General features: G+C 64.3%; 16 protein-coding genes and 1 pseudogene. 14 read left to right on the top strand and 3 right to left on the bottom strand.

The window, feature by feature from the left end:
• The first annotated feature begins 4 nt into the window (after positions 1-4).
• The 13 genes and pseudogenes from AB0O58_RS00900 (at position 5) to AB0O58_RS00840 (ending at position 15,826) form a co-directional block, all read left to right on the top strand.
• Positions 5-1,981 carry a biotin carboxylase N-terminal domain-containing protein gene (locus tag AB0O58_RS00900; protein ID WP_027498167.1) on the top strand — a complete coding sequence of 659 codons (1,977 nt, stop codon included), beginning with the start codon at positions 5-7 and terminating at the stop codon, positions 1,979-1,981.
• A complete protein-coding gene (locus AB0O58_RS00895; protein WP_027498166.1) occupies positions 1,978-3,138 on the top strand; it encodes an acyl-CoA dehydrogenase family protein in 1,161 nt (386 codons plus the stop codon). Before AB0O58_RS00900 ends, AB0O58_RS00895 begins: the two co-directional genes overlap by 4 nt.
• The gene (locus AB0O58_RS00890) at positions 3,138-3,890 is read left to right on the top strand and encodes an enoyl-CoA hydratase family protein (protein ID WP_366237727.1); all 753 of its coding nucleotides are present in this window, start codon (positions 3,138-3,140) and stop codon (positions 3,888-3,890) included. The genes AB0O58_RS00895 and AB0O58_RS00890 overlap by 1 nt, the downstream gene beginning before the upstream one ends.
• Before the next feature lie 10 nt (positions 3,891-3,900).
• Complete coding sequence (locus AB0O58_RS00885; RefSeq protein WP_366237726.1) at positions 3,901-4,524, top strand: TetR/AcrR family transcriptional regulator; 624 nt, start codon at positions 3,901-3,903, stop codon at positions 4,522-4,524.
• A gap of 46 nt (positions 4,525-4,570) precedes the next feature.
• Positions 4,571-5,986 (top strand): guanine deaminase, encoded by a 1,416-nt coding sequence (locus tag AB0O58_RS00880; protein ID WP_366237725.1) that lies wholly within the window; start codon positions 4,571-4,573, stop codon positions 5,984-5,986.
• A gap of 74 nt (positions 5,987-6,060) precedes the next feature.
• Entirely contained in the window at positions 6,061-6,579 is a 519-nt protein-coding gene (locus tag AB0O58_RS00875) for a DUF3558 domain-containing protein (protein ID WP_366237724.1), read from the top strand.
• A gap of 29 nt (positions 6,580-6,608) precedes the next feature.
• Positions 6,609-7,118 (top strand): DUF3558 domain-containing protein, encoded by a 510-nt coding sequence (locus tag AB0O58_RS00870; RefSeq protein ID WP_366237789.1) that lies wholly within the window; start codon positions 6,609-6,611, stop codon positions 7,116-7,118.
• Positions 7,119-7,394: 276 nt separating this feature from the next.
• Positions 7,395-7,769: a 30S ribosomal protein S12 gene (rpsL, locus tag AB0O58_RS00865; RefSeq protein ID WP_027498160.1), complete on the top strand. Its 375-nt coding sequence runs from the start codon at positions 7,395-7,397 to the stop codon at positions 7,767-7,769.
• Between the two features lies 1 nt (position 7,770).
• Positions 7,771-8,241, top strand: a complete 471-nt coding sequence (gene rpsG / locus AB0O58_RS00860; RefSeq protein ID WP_003941856.1) for a 30S ribosomal protein S7 — start codon at positions 7,771-7,773, stop codon at positions 8,239-8,241.
• 95 nt (positions 8,242-8,336) lie between these two features.
• Entirely contained in the window at positions 8,337-10,439 is a 2,103-nt protein-coding gene (gene fusA / locus AB0O58_RS00855) for an elongation factor G (RefSeq protein WP_032407315.1), read from the top strand.
• Between the two features lie 102 nt (positions 10,440-10,541).
• Positions 10,542-11,732, top strand: coding sequence for an elongation factor Tu (gene tuf, locus AB0O58_RS00850; protein WP_008714056.1), 1,191 nt, complete (start codon positions 10,542-10,544; stop codon positions 11,730-11,732).
• 262 nt (positions 11,733-11,994) lie between these two features.
• The gene (locus AB0O58_RS00845; RefSeq protein WP_366237723.1) at positions 11,995-13,305 is read left to right on the top strand and encodes a 3' terminal RNA ribose 2'-O-methyltransferase Hen1; all 1,311 of its coding nucleotides are present in this window, start codon (positions 11,995-11,997) and stop codon (positions 13,303-13,305) included.
• Positions 13,302-15,826 (top strand): annotated as a pseudogene (locus AB0O58_RS00840) (polynucleotide kinase-phosphatase). The gene AB0O58_RS00845 and the pseudogene AB0O58_RS00840 overlap by 4 nt, the downstream one beginning before the upstream one ends.
• A 70-nt stretch (positions 15,827-15,896) precedes the next feature.
• Here the strand turns inward: AB0O58_RS00840 and AB0O58_RS00835 are convergent.
• Genes AB0O58_RS00835 through AB0O58_RS00825 form a run of 3 tightly spaced genes read right to left on the bottom strand, consistent with a single transcriptional unit; the run spans position 15,897 to position 17,790 of the window.
• Positions 15,897-16,286, bottom strand: coding sequence for a hypothetical protein (locus tag AB0O58_RS00835; protein WP_366237722.1), 390 nt, complete (start codon positions 16,284-16,286; stop codon positions 15,897-15,899).
• A 20-nt stretch (positions 16,287-16,306) separates the two neighbouring features.
• Complete coding sequence (locus AB0O58_RS00830) at positions 16,307-16,858, bottom strand: hypothetical protein (protein WP_366237721.1); 552 nt, start codon at positions 16,856-16,858, stop codon at positions 16,307-16,309.
• Positions 16,858-17,790: a DUF6286 domain-containing Asp23/Gls24 family envelope stress response protein gene (locus AB0O58_RS00825; RefSeq protein ID WP_366237720.1), complete on the bottom strand. Its 933-nt coding sequence runs from the start codon at positions 17,788-17,790 to the stop codon at positions 16,858-16,860. The genes AB0O58_RS00830 and AB0O58_RS00825 overlap by 1 nt, the downstream gene beginning before the upstream one ends.
• Before the next feature lie 136 nt (positions 17,791-17,926).
• On the opposite strand from AB0O58_RS00825, the gene ilvA reads away from it, so the two are divergent.
• Positions 17,927-19,090: a threonine ammonia-lyase gene (gene ilvA, locus AB0O58_RS00820; protein ID WP_366237788.1), complete on the top strand. Its 1,164-nt coding sequence runs from the start codon at positions 17,927-17,929 to the stop codon at positions 19,088-19,090.
• Positions 19,091-19,104: the final 14 nt, after the last annotated feature.

The raw sequence follows: 19,104 nt of genomic DNA, 5'->3' as shown, positions 1-19,104 counted from the left end.
CCGCATGCTGAACAAAGTCCTCGTGGCCAATCGCGGCGAAATCGCCCGACGCGTCTTCACCACCTGCCGCGCGGAGGGCATCGATACCGTCGCTGTCTTCTCCGACGCCGACGCGGCATCTCCCCATGTGCGTGAGGCGGACTCCGCTGTGCGTCTGCCTGGGCAGAGCCCGTCCGAGACCTACTTGCGCGGAGAATTGATCATCGCCGCCGCGGTGCAGGCCGGAGCCGACGCGGTCCATCCGGGATACGGATTCCTCTCCGAGAACGCCGAATTCGCCCGGCAGGTACTCGACGCCGGGTTGACCTGGATCGGACCGCCCGTCAAGGCCATCGAATCGATGGGCTCGAAGGTCGAGTCCAAGAAGATGATGGCCGACGCCGGAGTGCCGGTGTTGACTCGACTCGATCCCGAGTCGGTCACCGAGAACGAGCTACCGGTGCTGATCAAGGCCTCCGCGGGCGGCGGCGGTCGGGGGATGCGCATCGTCCGCAGTCTCGATGCACTGCAGTCGGAGCTCGAGGCAGCCGGACGAGAAGCCCTGTCGGCCTTCGGCGATGGAACGGTGTTCATCGAGCGGTACATCGAAACCGGACGGCACATCGAAGTTCAGGTCATGGCCGATCGATTCGGCACGGTGTGGACGGTGGGCGAGCGTGAATGCTCGATCCAACGCAGGCACCAGAAGGTCGTCGAGGAAGCTCCGTCGCCGCTCGTCGAACGCATCGACGGCATGCGCGAGAAGCTATTCGAGGCAGCCACATTGGCATCCGAGGCCATCGGCTACGAGGGTGCAGGGACCGTCGAATTCCTCGCCGACGAAAAGGGAAATTTCTTCTTCCTCGAGATGAACACCCGCCTGCAGGTGGAGCATCCGGTCACCGAATGCACGACGGGTCTGGATCTCGTTGCGCTGCAGATCCAGGTTGCGGCGGGGGAGCGGCTACCGGCCGAACAGCCCACGACACGGGGACACTCGATCGAGGTTCGGCTGTACGCCGAGGATCCGGCTCAGGACTGGCAGCCGCAGAGCGGTGCCGTGCACCGATTCGAAATCCCTGGTGCGCAGTTCGAGGTGTCGGACAAAGCTGGATACATCAGAGTCGATTCCGGCGTCGAGACGGGCAGTGTGGTGGGAACGCAGTACGACCCCATGCTCGCCAAGGTGATCTCCTTCGCCCCGACGCGGGACCGAGCGGCGACTCTGTTGGCGAAAGCACTGCAGAACGCCACCATTCACGGCCTGAAGACCAATCGCGATCTGCTGGTCAACATTCTGCGCCATCCGGCGTTCCTGGCGGGCGACACCGATACAGCCTTCTTCGACACGCACGGCCTCGATGTCCTGGCTCAGCCGTTTGCGCAGGGCCGGGCCGAGGAACTGTCGGCGCTCGCGGCTGCCTTGGCCGACGCGGCGAGCAACGTCTCGCGAGCTCGGGTGAACCGGGGTCTACCCGGCGGCTGGCGCAATCTCCGGTCGCAACCGCAGCGCAAGACGTACAACGACATCACCGTCGAATACTCGATCGGACGCAGCGGACTCACCTCCTCGGTGGAGGGTGTCGAACTGGTGGAGCACACACCGACTTCGGTGACGCTCGACGACAACGGTATTCGTCGTATCTTCGCAGTGAGCACCTACGGGTCCGACGTGTTCGTGGATTCTTCCCTGGGCCCCGTTCGATTGGCTCGGGCACCGAGGTTCACCGACCCCACCGACGAGGTGGCGGCCGGATCACTGCTCGCGCCGATGCCGGGCAGCGTCATCAGAATTGCTGCTGCGCAGGGAGATACCGTCACCGCGGGCCAGCCCATTCTGTGGCTGGAGGCGATGAAGATGGAGCACACCGTGACTGCACCCGCCGATGGTGTGCTCACCGAACTGAACGTGCAGCAGGGTCAGCAAGTCGAGGTAGGACAGGTCTTGGCAGTAGTCACCGACACGCCAGTCGTCACCGATAACGGAGTGGAGCAACCATGAGTTTCATCGAAACCGAAGAGCAGAAGGGTCTGCGCAACGCAGTCTCGTCACTGGGCAAGCGCTACAACTACATCGACTACGTGCTGCCCAAGGCGCGTAAAGGTGAGCCACTGACCGAACTGTGGAACGAGGCGGGCAAGCTCGGCTTCCTCGGGGTCAATCTGCCCGAGGAATACGGCGGCGGAGGCGCAGGCATCTACGAACTTGCGCTCGTGCAGGAGGAGTTGGCTGCGCACGGTGCCGGTCTACTGCTCGTCGTCGTCAGTCCGGCCATCTGCGGCACCATCATCGGCAAGTACGGCACGCCGGACCAGAAGCAGGAGTGGCTCACCGCCCTTGCCGACGGTTCCAAGATCATGGTGTTCGGCATCACCGAGCCCGACGCCGGATCCAACTCGCACCAGATCACCACCACGGCGCGTCGCGACGGTGACGAATGGATCTTGAAGGGCAACAAGATCTATATCTCGGGCGTGGATCAGGCCGACGCCGTATTGATCGTTGCCAGAACGGAAGACAGCAAGACCGGCAAGCTCAAGCCTGCCCTGTTCATCGTGCCCACCGACGCTCCCGGACTGCAGAAGACGCAGATGCAGATGGACATCGTCGAGCCCGATCATCAGTTCGTGCTGTTCCTCGACGACGTCCGGTTGCCTGCCGAGGCACTCGTCGGTGAGGCCGACGCTGCCCTGATGCAGTTGTTCGCCGGACTGAACCCCGAGCGCATTCTCGGTGCTGCGATGGCTGTCGGTATGGGTCGATACGCTCTGGACGCGGCGGTCAAATACGCCAACGAGCGGACGGTCTGGAAGACGCCGATCGGCGCTCACCAGGGCTTGGCGCACCCGTTGGCGCAGTGCAAGATCGAGCTGGAGTTGGCGAAATTGATGATGCAGAAGGCCGCGGTGCTCTACGACTCCGGCGACGATTTCGGTGCCGCCGAGGCCGCGAACATGGCGAAATACGCTGCCGCCGAGGCCAGTATCAAGGCACTCGATCAGGCGATCCAAACCCACGGTGGTGCTGGGTTGAGCAGTGAATACGGATTGGCTGCGATGCTCGGAGCCGCCCGTATCGCCCGCGTTGCTCCGGTGAGCCGGGAGATGATCCTGAACTTCGTGAGCCAGCACTCGCTCGGCCTGCCGAGAAGCTACTGATGGCCGTTCTCGTCGAGTCGGGCAAGGACACAGCGTATTTGACGTTGGATTCGCCGCAGAACCGAAACGCGCTGTCGTCGGTGTTGGTCGAGGAGCTGACAGCGGGCCTCATCGCTGCGGCGCACGACGACGACATCAGAACGATCGTGCTCGGTCACACCGGTACGACGTTCTGCGCCGGTGCAGATCTCCGGGAAGCCGGGGCGTCGCCGGAGCTCCGGACTCGGCAGATGCTGGATCTGATGCGGCTGATCATCGACACCCCGAAACCCGTCGTCGTACAGATCGATGGTCATGTGCGGGCAGGCGGGATGGGGCTCGTGGCGGCGTGCGACGTCGCCATTGCCGGACCGGAAAGCTCGTTCGCGCTGACCGAGGTTCGCCTCGGACTGGCGGCGTCGGTCATATCCGTCGCCGTGCTGCCGCGATTGACCTCCCGGGCGGCGAGTCGATACTTCCTCACCGGGGAGACGTTCGACGGTGCCACGGCCCAGGAGATCGGTCTCGTCACAGTGGCCGACGCCGTCCCCGCGGCCGCGGTGGCCGACTACATGATCATGTTTCGCAAGTGTTCGCCGCAGGGCCTGGCCGAGTCGAAACAGCTCACCACCGCAGCGATCCGACGTGATATCGACGAGCGCGGTGCGGCCGTCGCCGAGCAATCGGCCAGGTTGTTTGCATCGGAGGAGGCCCGAGAGGGGATGATGTCCTTTCTGGAGAAGAGGCCGCCGTCCTGGGCTGCCGAAAGTTAGGGAGATGGTGATGGCGCGCGAACCCAAGCAGGATCGCAGCAGGGTGACGCGTCAGCGACTGCTCGAGGCGACAATCGACTCGCTCGCGGAGCAGGGCTGGAGCGCCACGACGGTCGGGGTCGTCGCCGAGCGCGCCGGCGTCTCTCGCGGTGCCACCCAACACCATTTCCCGACGCGTGAGGACCTCATCACCGGGGCACTCGAGTTTATGTTCGACACCCGGATGGACCACGCGCGCCGCGAGGCGCAGGAGATTCCGCCCGGCCCCGGCCGAACGAAACTGGTGGTGGAGCGGCTCGTCGAGTACTACACGGGTCCGATGTTCAAGGCGGCGCTGCAGGTCTGGACAGCCGCGTCGGCCGACCCGGAGCTGCGCGACCGGATCGTCCCACTCGAAGAGCGATTCGGTCGTCGAGCGCACTCGATGGCCGTCGAGAACCTCGGAGTCGACGACAACGATCCCGTCACCCACCGTCTCGTTCAGGCGACGCTCGACCTGGCGCGTGGGCTCGGTCTCGCGGACGTCCTGACCGACGACGCGCGTCGCCGCGTCGAAATCGTGCGAGCCTGGGCCGATGTGCTCGATGCCTCGCTGAACGCGCGGCTGTCCGCCGTAGGAGCGGTAGCGCACTAGAAGCGCACGATCTGCAGTTCCGATCGACCTGTGCTTGAGTCGGCTCGTGACTTCCGATTCCGCACGCGTCCACCGTGGCCATATCTTTCACATCGCGGGCTCGCCCACGGTGCTCGAGGCCGCAACCGCGTTGGTGTCCATTCCCGACGGTGCCCTCGTGGTCGGCGACGACGGCAGGATCGAGTTCTGCGGCGAGTTCGATTCTCTACCAACGCACTACGCCCATTCGGATGTGTTCGATCATAGGCCCGGCTTCCTACTGCCTGGATTCGTCGACACGCACATCCACTTCCCACAGACCTATGCCGGCGATTCCTACGGCGGCGGGCAGTTGCTCGAATGGCTGAACACGTGCATCTTTCCGTCCGAGTCGCGCTTCGCCGATCCGGAGTTCGCGGCGGCCGCTGCGCGCGACTTCTGCGCAGCACGCATTCGCGCCGGGACGACGCAGGCCATGGTGTTCGGGTCGGCATTCCCGCACGCACAGGATTCTTTGTTCTCCGAGACGCTCGAGCACGGACTGCGCATCGTCAGTGGCCGCGGGATCCAGACCACCGGCCCCGCCTCGGCGCACGCACTGATCACCGGTGAGGACGAGGCGATCCGCCTGGTGTCCGAGGAGATAGAGAAGTGGCACGCCGCCGATACCGGCGACGTCGACACGGCGATGCTGCACGTCGCCGTCGTACCGCGTTTTTCTCTGTCGGTGACGACGGAAACGCTGAGGAACCTCGGCGAGCTCTACGACTCCGTACGCGGCAGAGGGGTCTACTTCCACACGCACCTCAACGAGAACAACCGACCGGGCACCGGCGAGATCGACGCCACCAAGGGCGCGTACCAGGTCGAGAGTTACCTCGATACCTACGACGGCAAGTTCCTGCCGGGCTCGAAAGTAGGGGGCAAGAGCCTGCTCGGCAGACGGTCGATTCTGGCGCACGCGGTGCACTGTGAAGACGCGGAACTGACGAGGTTGGCCGAGACGGGTACGTCCATCGCGCACTGTCCCACGTCGCAGCAGTTCCTGGGCTCGGGCACGATGCCGTGGAAGAGAACCGTCGCCGCCGGGGTGACCATCGCCATCGGGTCCGATTTCGGCGGCGGTGACGAGTGGCTACTACCGCAGGTACTCGCCGACGCGTTCAAGGTGCACATCTCCGAACCGGGGGACGCGGGCCTGTCGCTGCATCCGGCCGAACTGCTGTTCACCGGAACGCTCGCCGGGGCACGTGCACTCGACATGGAGGAGCGCATCGGCAACTTCGACGCGGGGAAGGAGGCGGACTTCGTCGTCGTCGATCCCGGCGCGTGGCCGCAGCTCGCCGCAGCGATCGACCACGGCGTGCGGGCCGACGACCCGGCGTTGGCCAGAGACCAAACGCTGTTCGCCCTGCTGATGGCCATGCGAGAGCCGGCCATCGTGGGCGTGTACGTCCAGGGACGCGCTGTGCACGGCAGATGACCGGTGCCCGGTTCGGTTGATAGGTTCTGTGCGACGTCGAACTGCAGCATCGGACCAGCACGCGAAGGACGCCCATGAAGCGAGTGGCACTGGTCATCACCGCGGTCGCCGCGCTGCTTGCGGGCTGCGGTGGCTCGGATACCGATGCCGCCGACACCGGGCCCGAGTCGTCGACCAGCAAGGCCGAGTACGAGCCCGGGCCGTTCTTCGGCGAATGCGGATCGATCAGCGACACCGAGGTGCAGACTGCGTTCGGTGCCGGACCGTTTGCCCAAGTCACCCGCAACTCCGTCGGTTGCCAGTGGGAAACCGTGGCCATCAGCGGACCGAGCGTCAGCTTCTCCTGGTACCGCGGCAGTCCGATCGGCCGCGAACGCGCCGGTTCCGAACTGATCGGCCGCCCGGCCAAGGACATCGCCATCGACGGCAACCCCGGATTCGAGGCCGAACAGGGCCCGCTGTGCGAGATCGGTGTCCAGTTCGGAGACGACTTCTTCCATTGGTCGGTCACCTACTCCGAGCAAATTCCGGCGCGCCCGCCGTGCGACGTCGGGAACGAGCTGGCGAAGTTGACCGTGGAGCGCAAGCAGTGACCGGACGTGCGGTGGCGACGAGACGCGTGATGGCCGCAGCGGCGACGGTGTTGCTCGTTGCCGGATGCACCCAGACCGTCCAGGGGACCGCGACGCCCGAGTCCTTTGCCGGCGCGGGCAACCAAGAATTCACCAAGTTGTTGACCGAGTGCGATGCCGTCTCCGATGACCAGATCGCCGATGCCACCGGAGCCGACGACATCGCTCGCGGCTTCTTCGGAGCGATCTGCCGATGGGATCTGATCGGTTCGTCGGGCATCGTGAAGGTGACGTTCAACTGGTTCGAGTCCGGCACCCTGGCCGCGGAGCGGGCGGCGGACGAGAAGATGACGTACTCCGTCAGCGACACAACGGTGCAGGGACGCAAGGCAATACAGGCCCAACGGCCCAACGACCCGGACTCGTGCGGAGTGTCGGCCGGAGCAGACCAGGCAGGCATCTTCGGGTGGTGGGTGCAGTACCGCCCGGGCGTCGCACACCCCGATCCCTGCCAGGCGGCCGCGAAGCTGGCAGACCTCACACTCAACCTGAGCAGATAGGTTGCGTATCAGAGCGAAGGGTGTTTTGACCCGAGGCCGCGCCGCCGGGTATCGTTATGGGTCGTGTCCGGCCTGGCCGGACCGTTTGTGTGCCTATGCGAGGTACAGCCGTGCGCACGTTCGTCTCGAGAGCGCGCAACCGGCTGGACGTGTGGGGGTATGCGACACACCCGACCGCGGGGTGCAAGAGACCCGCGGAGACGTCATGGGTGAGGAGCAGTGTTCTCTTGCTCCAACTGCTAGATCCCTGTTTATCGACACGAAGAAAGCCGGTTTATGCCAACGATCAACCAGCTGGTCCGTAAGGGTCGCACCGACAAGGTCGCGAAACTGAAGACCGCTGCCCTCAAGGGCAGTCCCCAGCGCCGTGGTGTGTGCACTCGCGTGTACACCACCACCCCCAAGAAGCCGAACTCCGCTCTCCGTAAGGTCGCGCGTGTTCGCCTGACCACCTCGGTAGAGGTCACCGCATACATCCCCGGTGAGGGCCACAACCTGCAGGAGCACTCGATGGTGCTCGTTCGCGGCGGTCGTGTGAAGGACCTCCCGGGTGTGCGTTACAAGATCATCCGCGGCTCGCTCGACACCCAGGGTGTCAAGAACCGCAAGCAGGCTCGCAGCCGCTACGGAGCCAAGAAGGAGAAGAGCTGATATGCCACGCAAGGGCCCAGCACCCAAGCGGCCGCTGATCAACGACCCGGTCTACGGATCGCCGTTGGTCACGCAGCTCGTCAACAAGATCCTTCTCGACGGCAAGAAGTCGACCGCAGAGCGCATCGTCTACCAGGCGCTCGAGCAGGCTCGCGAGAAGACCGGCACCGACCCCGTCGTCACGCTCAAGCGTGCACTCGACAACGTCAAGCCGGCTCTCGAGGTTCGCAGCCGACGCGTCGGCGGTGCCACCTACCAGGTGCCCGTCGAGGTTCGTCCCGGCCGCTCCACCACGCTGGCACTGCGCTGGCTGGTCACGTTCTCGCGCGCTCGTCGTGAGAAGACCATGGTCGAGCGTCTGGCAAACGAGTTGCTCGACGCCAGCAACGGCCTCGGTGCCGCTGTGAAGCGCCGCGAAGACACTCACAAGATGGCCGAAGCCAACAAGGCGTTCGCCCACTACCGCTGGTGATCTCCTCGCTCGGGCGGTATTCGGAACTATCCGATACCGCCGGAGCGTTGATCAGCTCAGGCAATACCTCTTCCAACACCAAGGCGGGTTAACTCGTGGCACAGGACGTGCTGACCGACCTCAACAAGGTCCGCAACATCGGCATCATGGCCCACATCGATGCCGGCAAGACCACCACTACCGAACGCATCCTCTTCTACACCGGTATCTCCTACAAGATCGGTGAAGTTCACGATGGCGCAGCCACCATGGACTGGATGGAGCAGGAGCAGGAGCGTGGCATCACGATCACCTCTGCTGCCACGACGTGCTTCTGGAACGACAACCAGATCAACATCATCGACACCCCCGGTCACGTCGACTTCACCGTCGAGGTGGAGCGTTCGCTCCGCGTCCTCGACGGCGCTGTCGCAGTGTTCGACGGCAAAGAGGGTGTCGAGCCGCAGTCCGAGCAGGTGTGGCGTCAGGCCGACAAGTACGACGTGCCACGTATCTGCTTCGTCAACAAGATGGACAAGCTCGGCGCGGACTTCTACTACACCGTGCAGACCATCATCGATCGTCTCGGTGCCAAGCCGCTGGTCATCCAGCTGCCCATCGGTGCAGAGAACGAGTTCGAGGGCGTCATCGACCTCGTGCAGATGAAGGCTCTCGTGTGGAGTGGCGAGACCAAGCTCGGTGAGAAGTACGAGATCCAGGAGATCCCGGAAAACCTCAAGGAGCGCGCAGACGAGTACCGCACGATGCTGCTCGAGACCGTGGCCGAGTCCGACGAAGCGCTTCTGGAGAAGCACTTCGGCGGCGAAGAGCTCACGATCGACGAGATCAAGGGCGCCATCCGCAAGATGACGGTCAACAGCGAGCTGTACCCGATCCTGTGTGGATCCGCGTTCAAGAACAAGGGCGTTCAGCCCATGCTCGACGCGGTCATCGACTACCTCCCGTCTCCCCTCGACGTTGCCGAGACCATCGGACACGCCGTCGGCGACGAGGAGAAGGAGATCACTCGCAAGCCGTCCGCAGACGAGCCGTTCGCAGCTCTCGCGTTCAAGATCGCGACTCACCCCTTCTTCGGCAAGCTGACCTACGTCCGGGTGTACTCGGGCAAGGTCGACTCCGGCGCTCAGGTCATCAACTCGACCAAGGGCAAGAAGGAGCGTCTGGGCAAGCTCTTCCAGATGCACTCCAACAAGGAGAACGCGATCGCGACCGCGTCTGCCGGTCACATCTACGCCGTCATCGGCCTCAAGGACACCACGACGGGTGACACGCTCTGCGATCCGCAGAACCAGATCATCCTCGAGTCCATGAGCTTCCCGGACCCGGTCATCCAGGTCTCCATCGAGCCCAAGACCAAGTCCGACCAGGAGAAGCTGGGAACAGCCATCCAGAAGCTCGCCGAAGAGGACCCCACGTTCTCGGTGAAGCTGGACGAGGACACCGGCCAGACCGTCATCGGCGGCATGGGCGAGCTCCACCTCGACATCCTCGTCGACCGTATGCGTCGCGAGTTCAAGGTCGAGGCCAACGTCGGCAAGCCGCAGGTTGCGTACCGCGAGACCATCCGCAAGACGGTCGAGAAGCACGACTACACGCACAAGAAGCAGACCGGTGGCTCCGGCCAGTTCGCGAAGGTCATCATCAAGCTCGAGCCTTTCGAGGGCGAAGACGGCGCGACGTACGAGTTCGAGAACAAGGTCAGCGGTGGTCGAGTGCCCAGGGAGTACATCCCCTCGGTCGACGCCGGTGCACAGGACGCCATGCAGTACGGTGTTCTCGCCGGATACCCCCTGGTCAACGTCAAGGTCACACTGCTCGACGGTGCGTACCACGACGTCGACTCGTCGGAAATGGCCTTCAAGGTCGCCGGCTCACAAGCGTTCAAGGAAGCCGCCCGCAAGGCCAGCCCCGTCATCCTCGAACCCGTCATGGCCGTCGAGGTCATCACGCCCGAGGATTACATGGGTGAGGTCATCGGCGACCTGAACTCCCGCCGTGGTCAGATCCAGGCCATGGAGGAACGCAGCGGTGCCCGTATCGTCAAGGCACTGGTTCCGCTGTCGGAGATGTTCGGCTACATCGGAGACCTTCGGTCGAAGACGCAGGGCCGCGCTAACTACTCCATGGTCTTCGATTCGTACGCAGAAGTTCCCGCGAACGTAGCGAAGGAAATCATCGCGAAGGTCAACGGAGAGTAAATCTCTTCGTTTGCTGGACCACGCTCGACCTGTAATAAGTAACAACACATACGCGTGCTTGCCCCGCAGGGGTACGCACAGATCAGTCCAGGAGGACACACAGTGGCGAAGGCGAAGTTCGATCGGACGAAGCCGCACGTCAACATCGGCACCATCGGTCACGTTGACCACGGTAAGACGACGCTGACGGCTGCAATCACCAAGGTTCTGCACGACAAGTTCCCGGACCTGAACGAGGCCTCGGCTTTCGATCAGATCGACAAGGCTCCGGAGGAGAAGGCTCGTGGTATCACGATCAACATCTCCCACGTCGAGTACCAGACCGAGAAGCGCCACTACGCGCACGTCGATGCACCGGGTCACGCCGACTACATCAAGAACATGATCACCGGCGCGGCTCAGATGGACGGCGCAATCCTGGTCGTGGCAGCTACCGATGGCCCGATGCCGCAGACCCGCGAGCACGTGCTGCTCGCCCGCCAGGTCGGCGTGCCGTACATCCTGGTCGCACTGAACAAGGCCGACATGGTCGACGACGACGAGATCATCGAGCTCGTCGAGATGGAGGTCCGCGAGCTCCTCGCTTCGCAGGAGTTCGACGAGGACGCACCGGTCATCAAGGTCTCCGCACTCAAGGCACTCGAGGGTGACGAGAAGTGGGGCGAGTCGGTTCTGGAGCTCATGCAGGCCGTCGACGATTCGGTTCCGGACCCCGTCCGTGAGACCGACAAGCCGTTCCTCATGCCCGTCGAGGACGTTTTCACCATCACCGGTCGTGGCACCGTGGTCACCGGACGTATCGAGCGCGGCTCGGTCAACGTCAACGAAGAGGTCGAGATCGTCGGCATCCGCCCCGGCTCGACCAAGACCACCGTCACCGGCATCGAAATGTTCCGCAAGCTGCTCGACTCGGGTCAGGCAGGCGACAACGTCGGCCTCCTCGTTCGTGGCATCAAGCGCGAAGACGTCGAGCGTGGACAGGTCATCATCAAGCCCGGCACCACGACTCCCCACACGGAGTTCGAGGGCAACGCCTACATCCTGTCCAAGGACGAGGGCGGCCGCCACACGCCGTTCTTCAACAACTACCGCCCGCAGTTCTACTTCCGTACCACGGACGTTACGGGCGTTGTGACCCTCCCCGAGGGCACCGAGATGGTCATGCCCGGTGACAACACCGAGATGTCCGTCACGCTGATCCAGCCGGTCGCCATGGACGTCGGCCTGCGTTTCGCAATCCGTGAGGGCGGTCGTACCGTCGGAGCCGGTCGCGTCACGAAGATCATCAAGTGATCTAGCTTCACCCAGCTCTACGAAAGCGGCACCCACCTTCTGGTGGGTGCCGCTTTTGCGTGTGCACGCGACCTCCTCAATGTGCGGCCTCCCTTGTGTGGCCCTCCCGTTGGACCGCCCTCCCGTTGGGATCAATGTGGGTTTCAGTCGCTCAGACTGCAACAAAGTCGCATTGATCCGGCGGGTAGAGGGGAGTACACGACCGAAAAATGGGACGCATCGGACGCGGCTGTCCCGTAACGTCGCTGCGGTGCTACTGACCGTGACTGCAAATGCCACAACCGATTTCCCGGACGCCTCCGATATCGGGTATTTGTTGCACAAGCACCCCGATCGCGTACAGACTCGCAACCTGCCCATGGGCCAGACCACGGTGTTGTATCCCGAGGTCTCGGCAGAGCGGACAACCCTTGCAGTACTGCTCGACGCCACAGACGGCAAGAGTCCGGCCGCATCCGGGCTTGCCGTGGCGTTGTCTCGCCTGTTCAAGCAGACGCTGGCAGGCGTCTGTACCACAAGACCCGAATTGGTCTCTGCGGCAATCGATCTGAGCGTCACGATGCCGGCCGCGCCGTCTCGCGGTGCGCCAGATCTTGCGCCTCGGCTGTTCGGACCCCTCGGATGGAATGTAGAGACCACCCCGATCCCACTGGATTCGACGCAGCCGAACTGGGGCGACTCCGAATACGTGGATCTGGTACTCACCGGCACCTTCACTCTGTCGGCTGCGCTGCGGCATCTATACGTACTGCTGCCAGTACTCGACGACACCAAGCACTATTGGGTCGGTGAGGACGAGGCGGACAAACTCGTTCGGGCCGCGGGGGATTGGCTCGGCGAGCATCCGGAGTCGTCGTTGATCGCCTCCCGATATCTGGCGCACCGACGTGAGCTCGTCGAGTCCGCACTCGATCGTCTGGTCCCCGATGCACCGGAAGAGGTTGTCAGCCCACGGGATCCGACGTTGGCCGAGCAACGACTACATGCTGTACTGGCCGCACTCGGTGATGCCGGTGCGAAGTCGGTCATCGACATGGGGTGCGGCGAAGGTCGTTTGTTGCGTGAATTGCTGGCGCACAACTCAATCGAGCGGATACTCGGTGCCGACGTGAGTGATCGTGCACTGGCGAAGGCGCAGCGCAGGCTCCGGCTCGACGAGATGTCGGATCGGCAGCGTGGACGCATCGAACTGCTGCAGTCGTCGGCGACCTATCGCGACGTGCGGTTGCAAGGATTCGACGCGATGGTGCTCATGGAGGTCATCGAGCACATCGATCTCGAACGCCTTCCGGCGTTGGTGCGCTCGGTATTTCGAGAGGCCGGTCCGAGGTCGGTGCTCGTCACCACGCCGAACTCGGAATACAACGTGCTGTACCCGGGCCTCGACGCCGGGGCCTTTCGGCACGTCGATCACCGATTCGAGTTCACCCGTGCCCAATTCGAGCAGTGGGCAACGTCGGTGGCGGACGCACACGCCTACACGGTTCGCTTCGACCGCATCGGACCCGTCGACGACGTGCTCGGTAGCCCTACCCAGATAGCGATTTTCACCAGAGAGGAGCAGTCCCAGTGAGTACCTACGAGATTCCGGACCTGTCCCTCGTCGTCCTCGTCGGCATCAGTGGATCAGGGAAGTCATCCTTCGCTGCAGACCGGTTCGGCCCGTACGAAACCGTGTCGAGTGATGCCTGTCGAGGGATGGTCAGCAACGATCCAAACCTGCAGAGCGCCACGAAGGACGCGTTCGCGCTCCTGGAATTTCTCGTCGCAACCAGGCTGCGGGCCGGTCTGCTCACCGTCGTCGACGCCACCAACGTGCAACCGGCGGCTCGCAAGGCCCTGATCGCACTGGCTCGTGTGCACGATGTCCTTCCGGTTGCCGTCGTGCTCGACGTGCCGGAACCGGTCTGCGCACAGCGCAACGCGGACCGCAGCGACAGGACGTTCGGCCGAGACGTGCTGCGCCGCCAGCAGTCTCAGTTGCAGCGCTCGATGCGAGGGCTGTCCAAAGAAGGCTTTCGCTCGGTTCATGTCCTCGACGGTGTCGACGCGGTGGCGTCGGCGACGTTCGTTCGTACCCCGCTGCGGAGCGACCGGCGGGGACTTTCCGGGCCTTTCGATGTCATCGGCGACATTCACGGATGTCTGTCGGAGCTCGAAAGCCTGCTCACGACACTGGGTTACATACTCGAGGCAACGCAGACGGTAAGGCAGTCGGAGCAACGCCTCCGGAGGGTCGAACTGCGGTGTTCGTCGGGGACTACGTCGACCGTGGGCCGGATTCGGTCGGCGTTCTGCGGCTCGTGATGGGGATGGTGGCAGAGGGTTCAGCACTGGCAGTTCCGGGCAATCACGAGAACAAGCTCGTCAAGGCGCTGCGAGATCGGAAGGTCACTGCCTCACACGGTTTGGCCGAGACACTCGAGCAGCTCGGCGGCGAGACCGAGGAGTTCCGCCGCGAGGTGCTCGAATTCTGTGATGGCCTCGTCGCACACCTGGTGCTCGACGGCGGAAAACTCGTCGTTGCGCACGCGGGGTTGATCGAGAAGTACCACAACCGGGCGTCGGGCCGGGTACGTAGCTTTGCCCTGTACGGCGACACCACCGGCGAGACCGATGAATTCGGGTTGCCGGTGCGGTATCCCTGGGCTCAGGACTATCGCGGGTCGGCGACTGTGCTGTACGGGCACACGCCGGTGCCGGAGGTGCAGTGGGAGAACAACACTGCGTGTCTGGACACGGGGTGCGTCTTCGGCGGCAAGTTGACGGCGCTGCGGTATCCGGAGCGTGAGGTCGTCTCGGTGCCGGCGGAGCAGGTCTGGTACGAGCCGACCCGGCCGCTGGGCGGGTTCGTGCGGGAGTCGTCCTCGCTGGATCTGTCGGACGTCATCGGACCGACCGGAGTGGAGACTGCGCTGCGGGGGCGTGTGTCGATTCGGCCGGAGAACGCCGCGGGCGCATTGGAAGTGATGAGCCGGTTCGCCTTGGCTCCGCAGTGGCTGCACTACCTTCCGCCGACCATGGCACCGAGTCGTACCTCGGAACGAGAGGGCTATCTCGAGTACCCGACGGAGGCATTCGACGCGTATCGGGCGCTCGGCGCGTCGACGGTGATCTGCGAGGAGAAGCACATGGGCTCGCGGGTGGTCGTCGTGGTGTGCCGCGATGCCGACACCGCTCGGGCGAAGTTCGACGCTCCCGACGGTGTCCTCGGCGCCGCGTACACACGGACCGGTCGGCCGGTGTTCGACGAGACCGTGACCGGGGTGCTGATCGCTGGGGTGGCCGACGCTCTGAAGGGGGCCGGCGTGTGGGATGAATTGTCCTCGCACTGGCTGGTTCTCGACTGCGAACTGATGCCGTGGTCTGCCAAGGCGGAGGGCCTGATCAAGTCCGAGTATGCGGCGCCTGCTGCCGTGTCGCGGGCGAATCTCGAGGCCGAGGAGTCGGTGCTCGCTCGGGCGGCCTCGCGTGGCCTGGCCGTGTCCGAACTGCAGGAACGGAACGTGAGTCGGCAGCGTAACCTCGCCGAGTTCACTGCTGCGTATCGGCGGTACAGCTGGCCGACGGATGGACTGGCAGGCGTCAGTCTCGCCCCGTTCCAGCTGCTGGCCTCCGACGCCGGCACGTATGCGGACCGCCCGCACGAATGGCATCTCGCACTGGTCGATCGACTGGTGGCCACTGCGCCGAAGCTGTTCACGACGACACGTCGAATCGAGGTCGATCTGTCATCGTCGGATTCGGTTGCGGCAGGGGAGAGATGGTGGGAGGAGCTGACGGCGCAGGGCGGTGAGGGCATGGTCGTCAAACCGGCGGCCAACATGCCGCGCGGAAAGATGCAGCCCGGCATGAAGGTTCGTGGCCGGGAGTACCTACGGCTGATCTACGGTGCGGATTACACCGACCCGAATCGACTCACTGCACTGCGTAACCGAAACGTGGGACACAAGCAGTCGATGGCGCTACGCGAATACGCGCTCGGCATGGAGGCGTTGGACCGATCGGTGCGTGGTGAACCGTTGTATCGCATCCACCAGGCCGTGTTCGCGGTACTGGCACTGGAATCGGAGCCAGTGGACCCGCGGTTGTAGGTGCCTGCGGCAGTGGTGTGGATATGCGCCATCTGGGGCACATATCCACACCACTGCGGCGAAGCCGCACTCAGGCCCGCGGCGATGAAAACGGAGTGATTCCGGCACCGATCGGTGCTGCGATTGCGGCGGTCACCGCTATCGATGCCCAGAAGGTGGTCGAGTCCAGCATCACGCCTCCGGCAAGTCCGCAGACCGCGACGACGATGCCGCATCCGATGAGCAGTGCTGATCCAACAGCGGCGTGTAGCAGGCCGATTCGATCGGGGGTACGACGGGCGTTGAGCCAGATCATCGTCCCGGTCGTCGCGAACACCAGAGGGACGTAGAAGTAGAGGGAACTGTCACCGAGTTTCGATGCGAACGCGACGATCACCAGTACCGCTCCGAATGCCACCGGGACAGAGAGGGGCATTCCGCCGGACCATCGCTCGAATCTGCTGCGCGTCGATGCCGTCATGGATCCACCGTAACGTGACGTCAGGTCCGTTTGTCGATGTGCAGTTGGACGCGTGTCGCCACATTCGCGCCGCCCAGAGACCGTGCCACGAACGCAGCGCGAGACTCGGCTTCGGCAATGAAGCCGACGACATCGAAATCGGCTGCAGCATAGACCGATACGGTGATGGTGGGCATACCTCGGTCATCGATGGCAGTTCCCCTGGACCGTCTGACACCAGGGAACTGCGCCAACTCCGCGGCCACTCCCGACGCGATCGCACTCAGGTCCACATGCGCCGAGAAATGTGGCTCCTCGATGACGCCGGCCGTCCCGGTCGTGCGTGGTGAGAAGTTGCCGATCAACAACACCAGCGCCGCGACGACGGCCACCGCGACGGCGATTGCCAGAGTCGGGACCCACCAACCCTGCTGCGGCAGATCGGCAATACGAGCACGCTCGAAGCGAGAGAGCGTCTCTCGTGCCCACGGAACGTCGTAGTGCCAGGCAAGTGCGAAGCCGCCACCGGCGAGCAGAGCGGCTCCCGCGATGACGGCAACGAGTCGATCGACTCCGGCGACAAAGGTTTTCACTACGACACCCGTGTCGGTTGCGACACCGAGTGCTGCACCGTCAGGCGCCGTCCACCCGCGGCGACGGACAGTACCGGAGCGAGGGCAGCGCGCACGGCAGCGTCGGCACTGTCCGGAGAAACAGCGCGGTCTCGCTCCACCCGGACCTCGATCTTCCTGCGTGTGACGACGGTATGCGCGTCCACGACTCCGCGGGTGGACTGCGCTGCAGCACTGCACAATCGGGCGATGTCGGTCGGCGTGGCCCAGACGGTCGGTGTCTTGCCGCCCAATCCCGAATGAGTTCTCGTCCGAGGTTTGACGCCCGCAAAGACGAAGAGTGCACCGACGACGATCGATCCGACGGCGGGAGCGATCATCCACCCCTGCCAGTGCAGGTGCGAAACCCAATGCACGGCATCGGCAATCCATGGACTGCCGACGATGTGTCCCTGAGCGATGAAGAATTCGCGGCCGGCTACGAACGCCACGGCGAGGAGGGCGAACCCGAACACCAGCGCCACCGGCATCGCCGCGGGACCGGCCGTGGGTGGTCGAGGTGAAACCACCGCAGCAGCAACATCATCGGCGGCAACGTCAGGTCCGCGCGCCGAACGGTCCAGCGCGGTATCCGATACCAGCACGTTCACGCGGTGCACGTGCACGCCGGTCATCGTGGCCAGTGCGGCCTCGACGGTGCGGTGAACGGACTCGGTCACGTCGGTGATCTGCGAGGGCCATCGCACTCCGATGTAGAGGTTGACCGAGACGGTGTCTTCTCCGAGGGTGACGTCGGCACGGGGAAGTTCGCGGCCGGTCAAACGCGACATGCCGCCGGTGGTGCGGGTGACCCGAGGGTCCTTCGATGCTGCCGCGATGGCCGTCCTCGACAGCGCACGGTGTTTGATCTCCAGACTTCCGCGCAGCTCGTCTCGGGCACTGTGGGGTTGCACTCCACAACTGTAGTGACGCGGTGCACCTCGGCCGGATCGGCGGCGCAATTATTCCTGGCATACTGCGGTTGTGTCGGAAATCGTTCGGGTGACCACGTCGGATATTGCCTCGGCCGAGGCGTTGCTGGAGCCGGTCATGCGCCGGACTCCGGTGGTCGCGTCACGGATTCTGTCCGACCTGACCGGTCACGAGGTGCGCCTCAAATGCGAGAACCTGCAGCGCACCGGTTCGTTCAAACCGCGCGGGGCGTACAACCGCATCGCCCGACTCGACGCCGACCAGCGCGTCCGCGGGGTGGTGGCGGCCAGCGCAGGCAACCACGCTCAAGGTGTCGCGTGGGCCGCGTCGCAGGTGGGGATCACCTCGACGGTGTTCATGCCGGTCGGAGTGTCGCTGCCCAAACTGGTCGCCACCAAGGCGTACGGCGCGACGGTTCATCTGGTGGGCAATACCGTCGACGAGGCTCTGACGTCGGCACGGGAATTCGCCGACCGTACCCGTGCCACGCTCATCCACCCGTTCGATCATCTCGATATCGTGGCCGGGCAGGCGACGCTCGGAACCGAACTGCTGCAGCAGATGCCGGACGTCGGCACCATCGTGATTCCCACCGGCGGCGGGGGACTGTTGGCGGGTGTCGCCGCAGCGGTGAAGCTGACGAGACCTGACGTCAGGGTTATCGGCGTTCAGGCCGAGGGCGCGGCCGCGTGGCCGGCGTCGTTGAAGGCAGGCCACCCGATCGCGCTGACGTCGATGTCGACGATGGCCGACGGCATCGCCGTCGGTCTCCCCGGATCGGTGCCGTTCGATCACGTGCAGGGCTGGGTCGACGACGTCGTCACCGTCAGTGAGGACGCGCTGTCCCGTGCCTTGGTGCTGTGCATCGAACGAGCGAAGCTCATCGTCGAACCGGCCGGTGCTGCTGCGGTGGCAGCGCTGATGACGCACTCGGCCGAGGAATTGGGCCTGACCGGATCGGTGTGCGCGGTGCTGTCCGGCGGAAACATCGATCCGCTGCTGCTCACACATGTCATCACCCACGGACTTCGGGCCGGCGGACGTTATCTGGCCGTGCGGGTGACGATTTCGGACAAGCCCGGCGGGCTCACCGGCGTCCTGGGGGTCGTGCGCGACGCCGGTGCGAGTGTCGTCGACGTCGTGCATTCCCGCACCGGCGGACGCCTGGGCCTCGAGGAAGTCGACGTCATGTTGACCGTCGAGACACGCGGACCCGATCACCGCGGCACGGTGCTCGACGCCCTGGGCGCAGCGGGATATGCGGTGCAGGTCGAGAACTGACGGCCGGGTTCACA

Origin of the sequence: Rhodococcus sp. NPDC080181 (genome assembly GCF_040702225.1) — a bacterium.
Lineage (GTDB): Bacteria > Actinomycetota > Actinomycetes > Mycobacteriales > Mycobacteriaceae > Rhodococcoides > Rhodococcoides fascians.
Note: the sequence above shows the minus strand (reverse complement) of the source record. Positions and strands in the feature narration are given on the sequence as shown.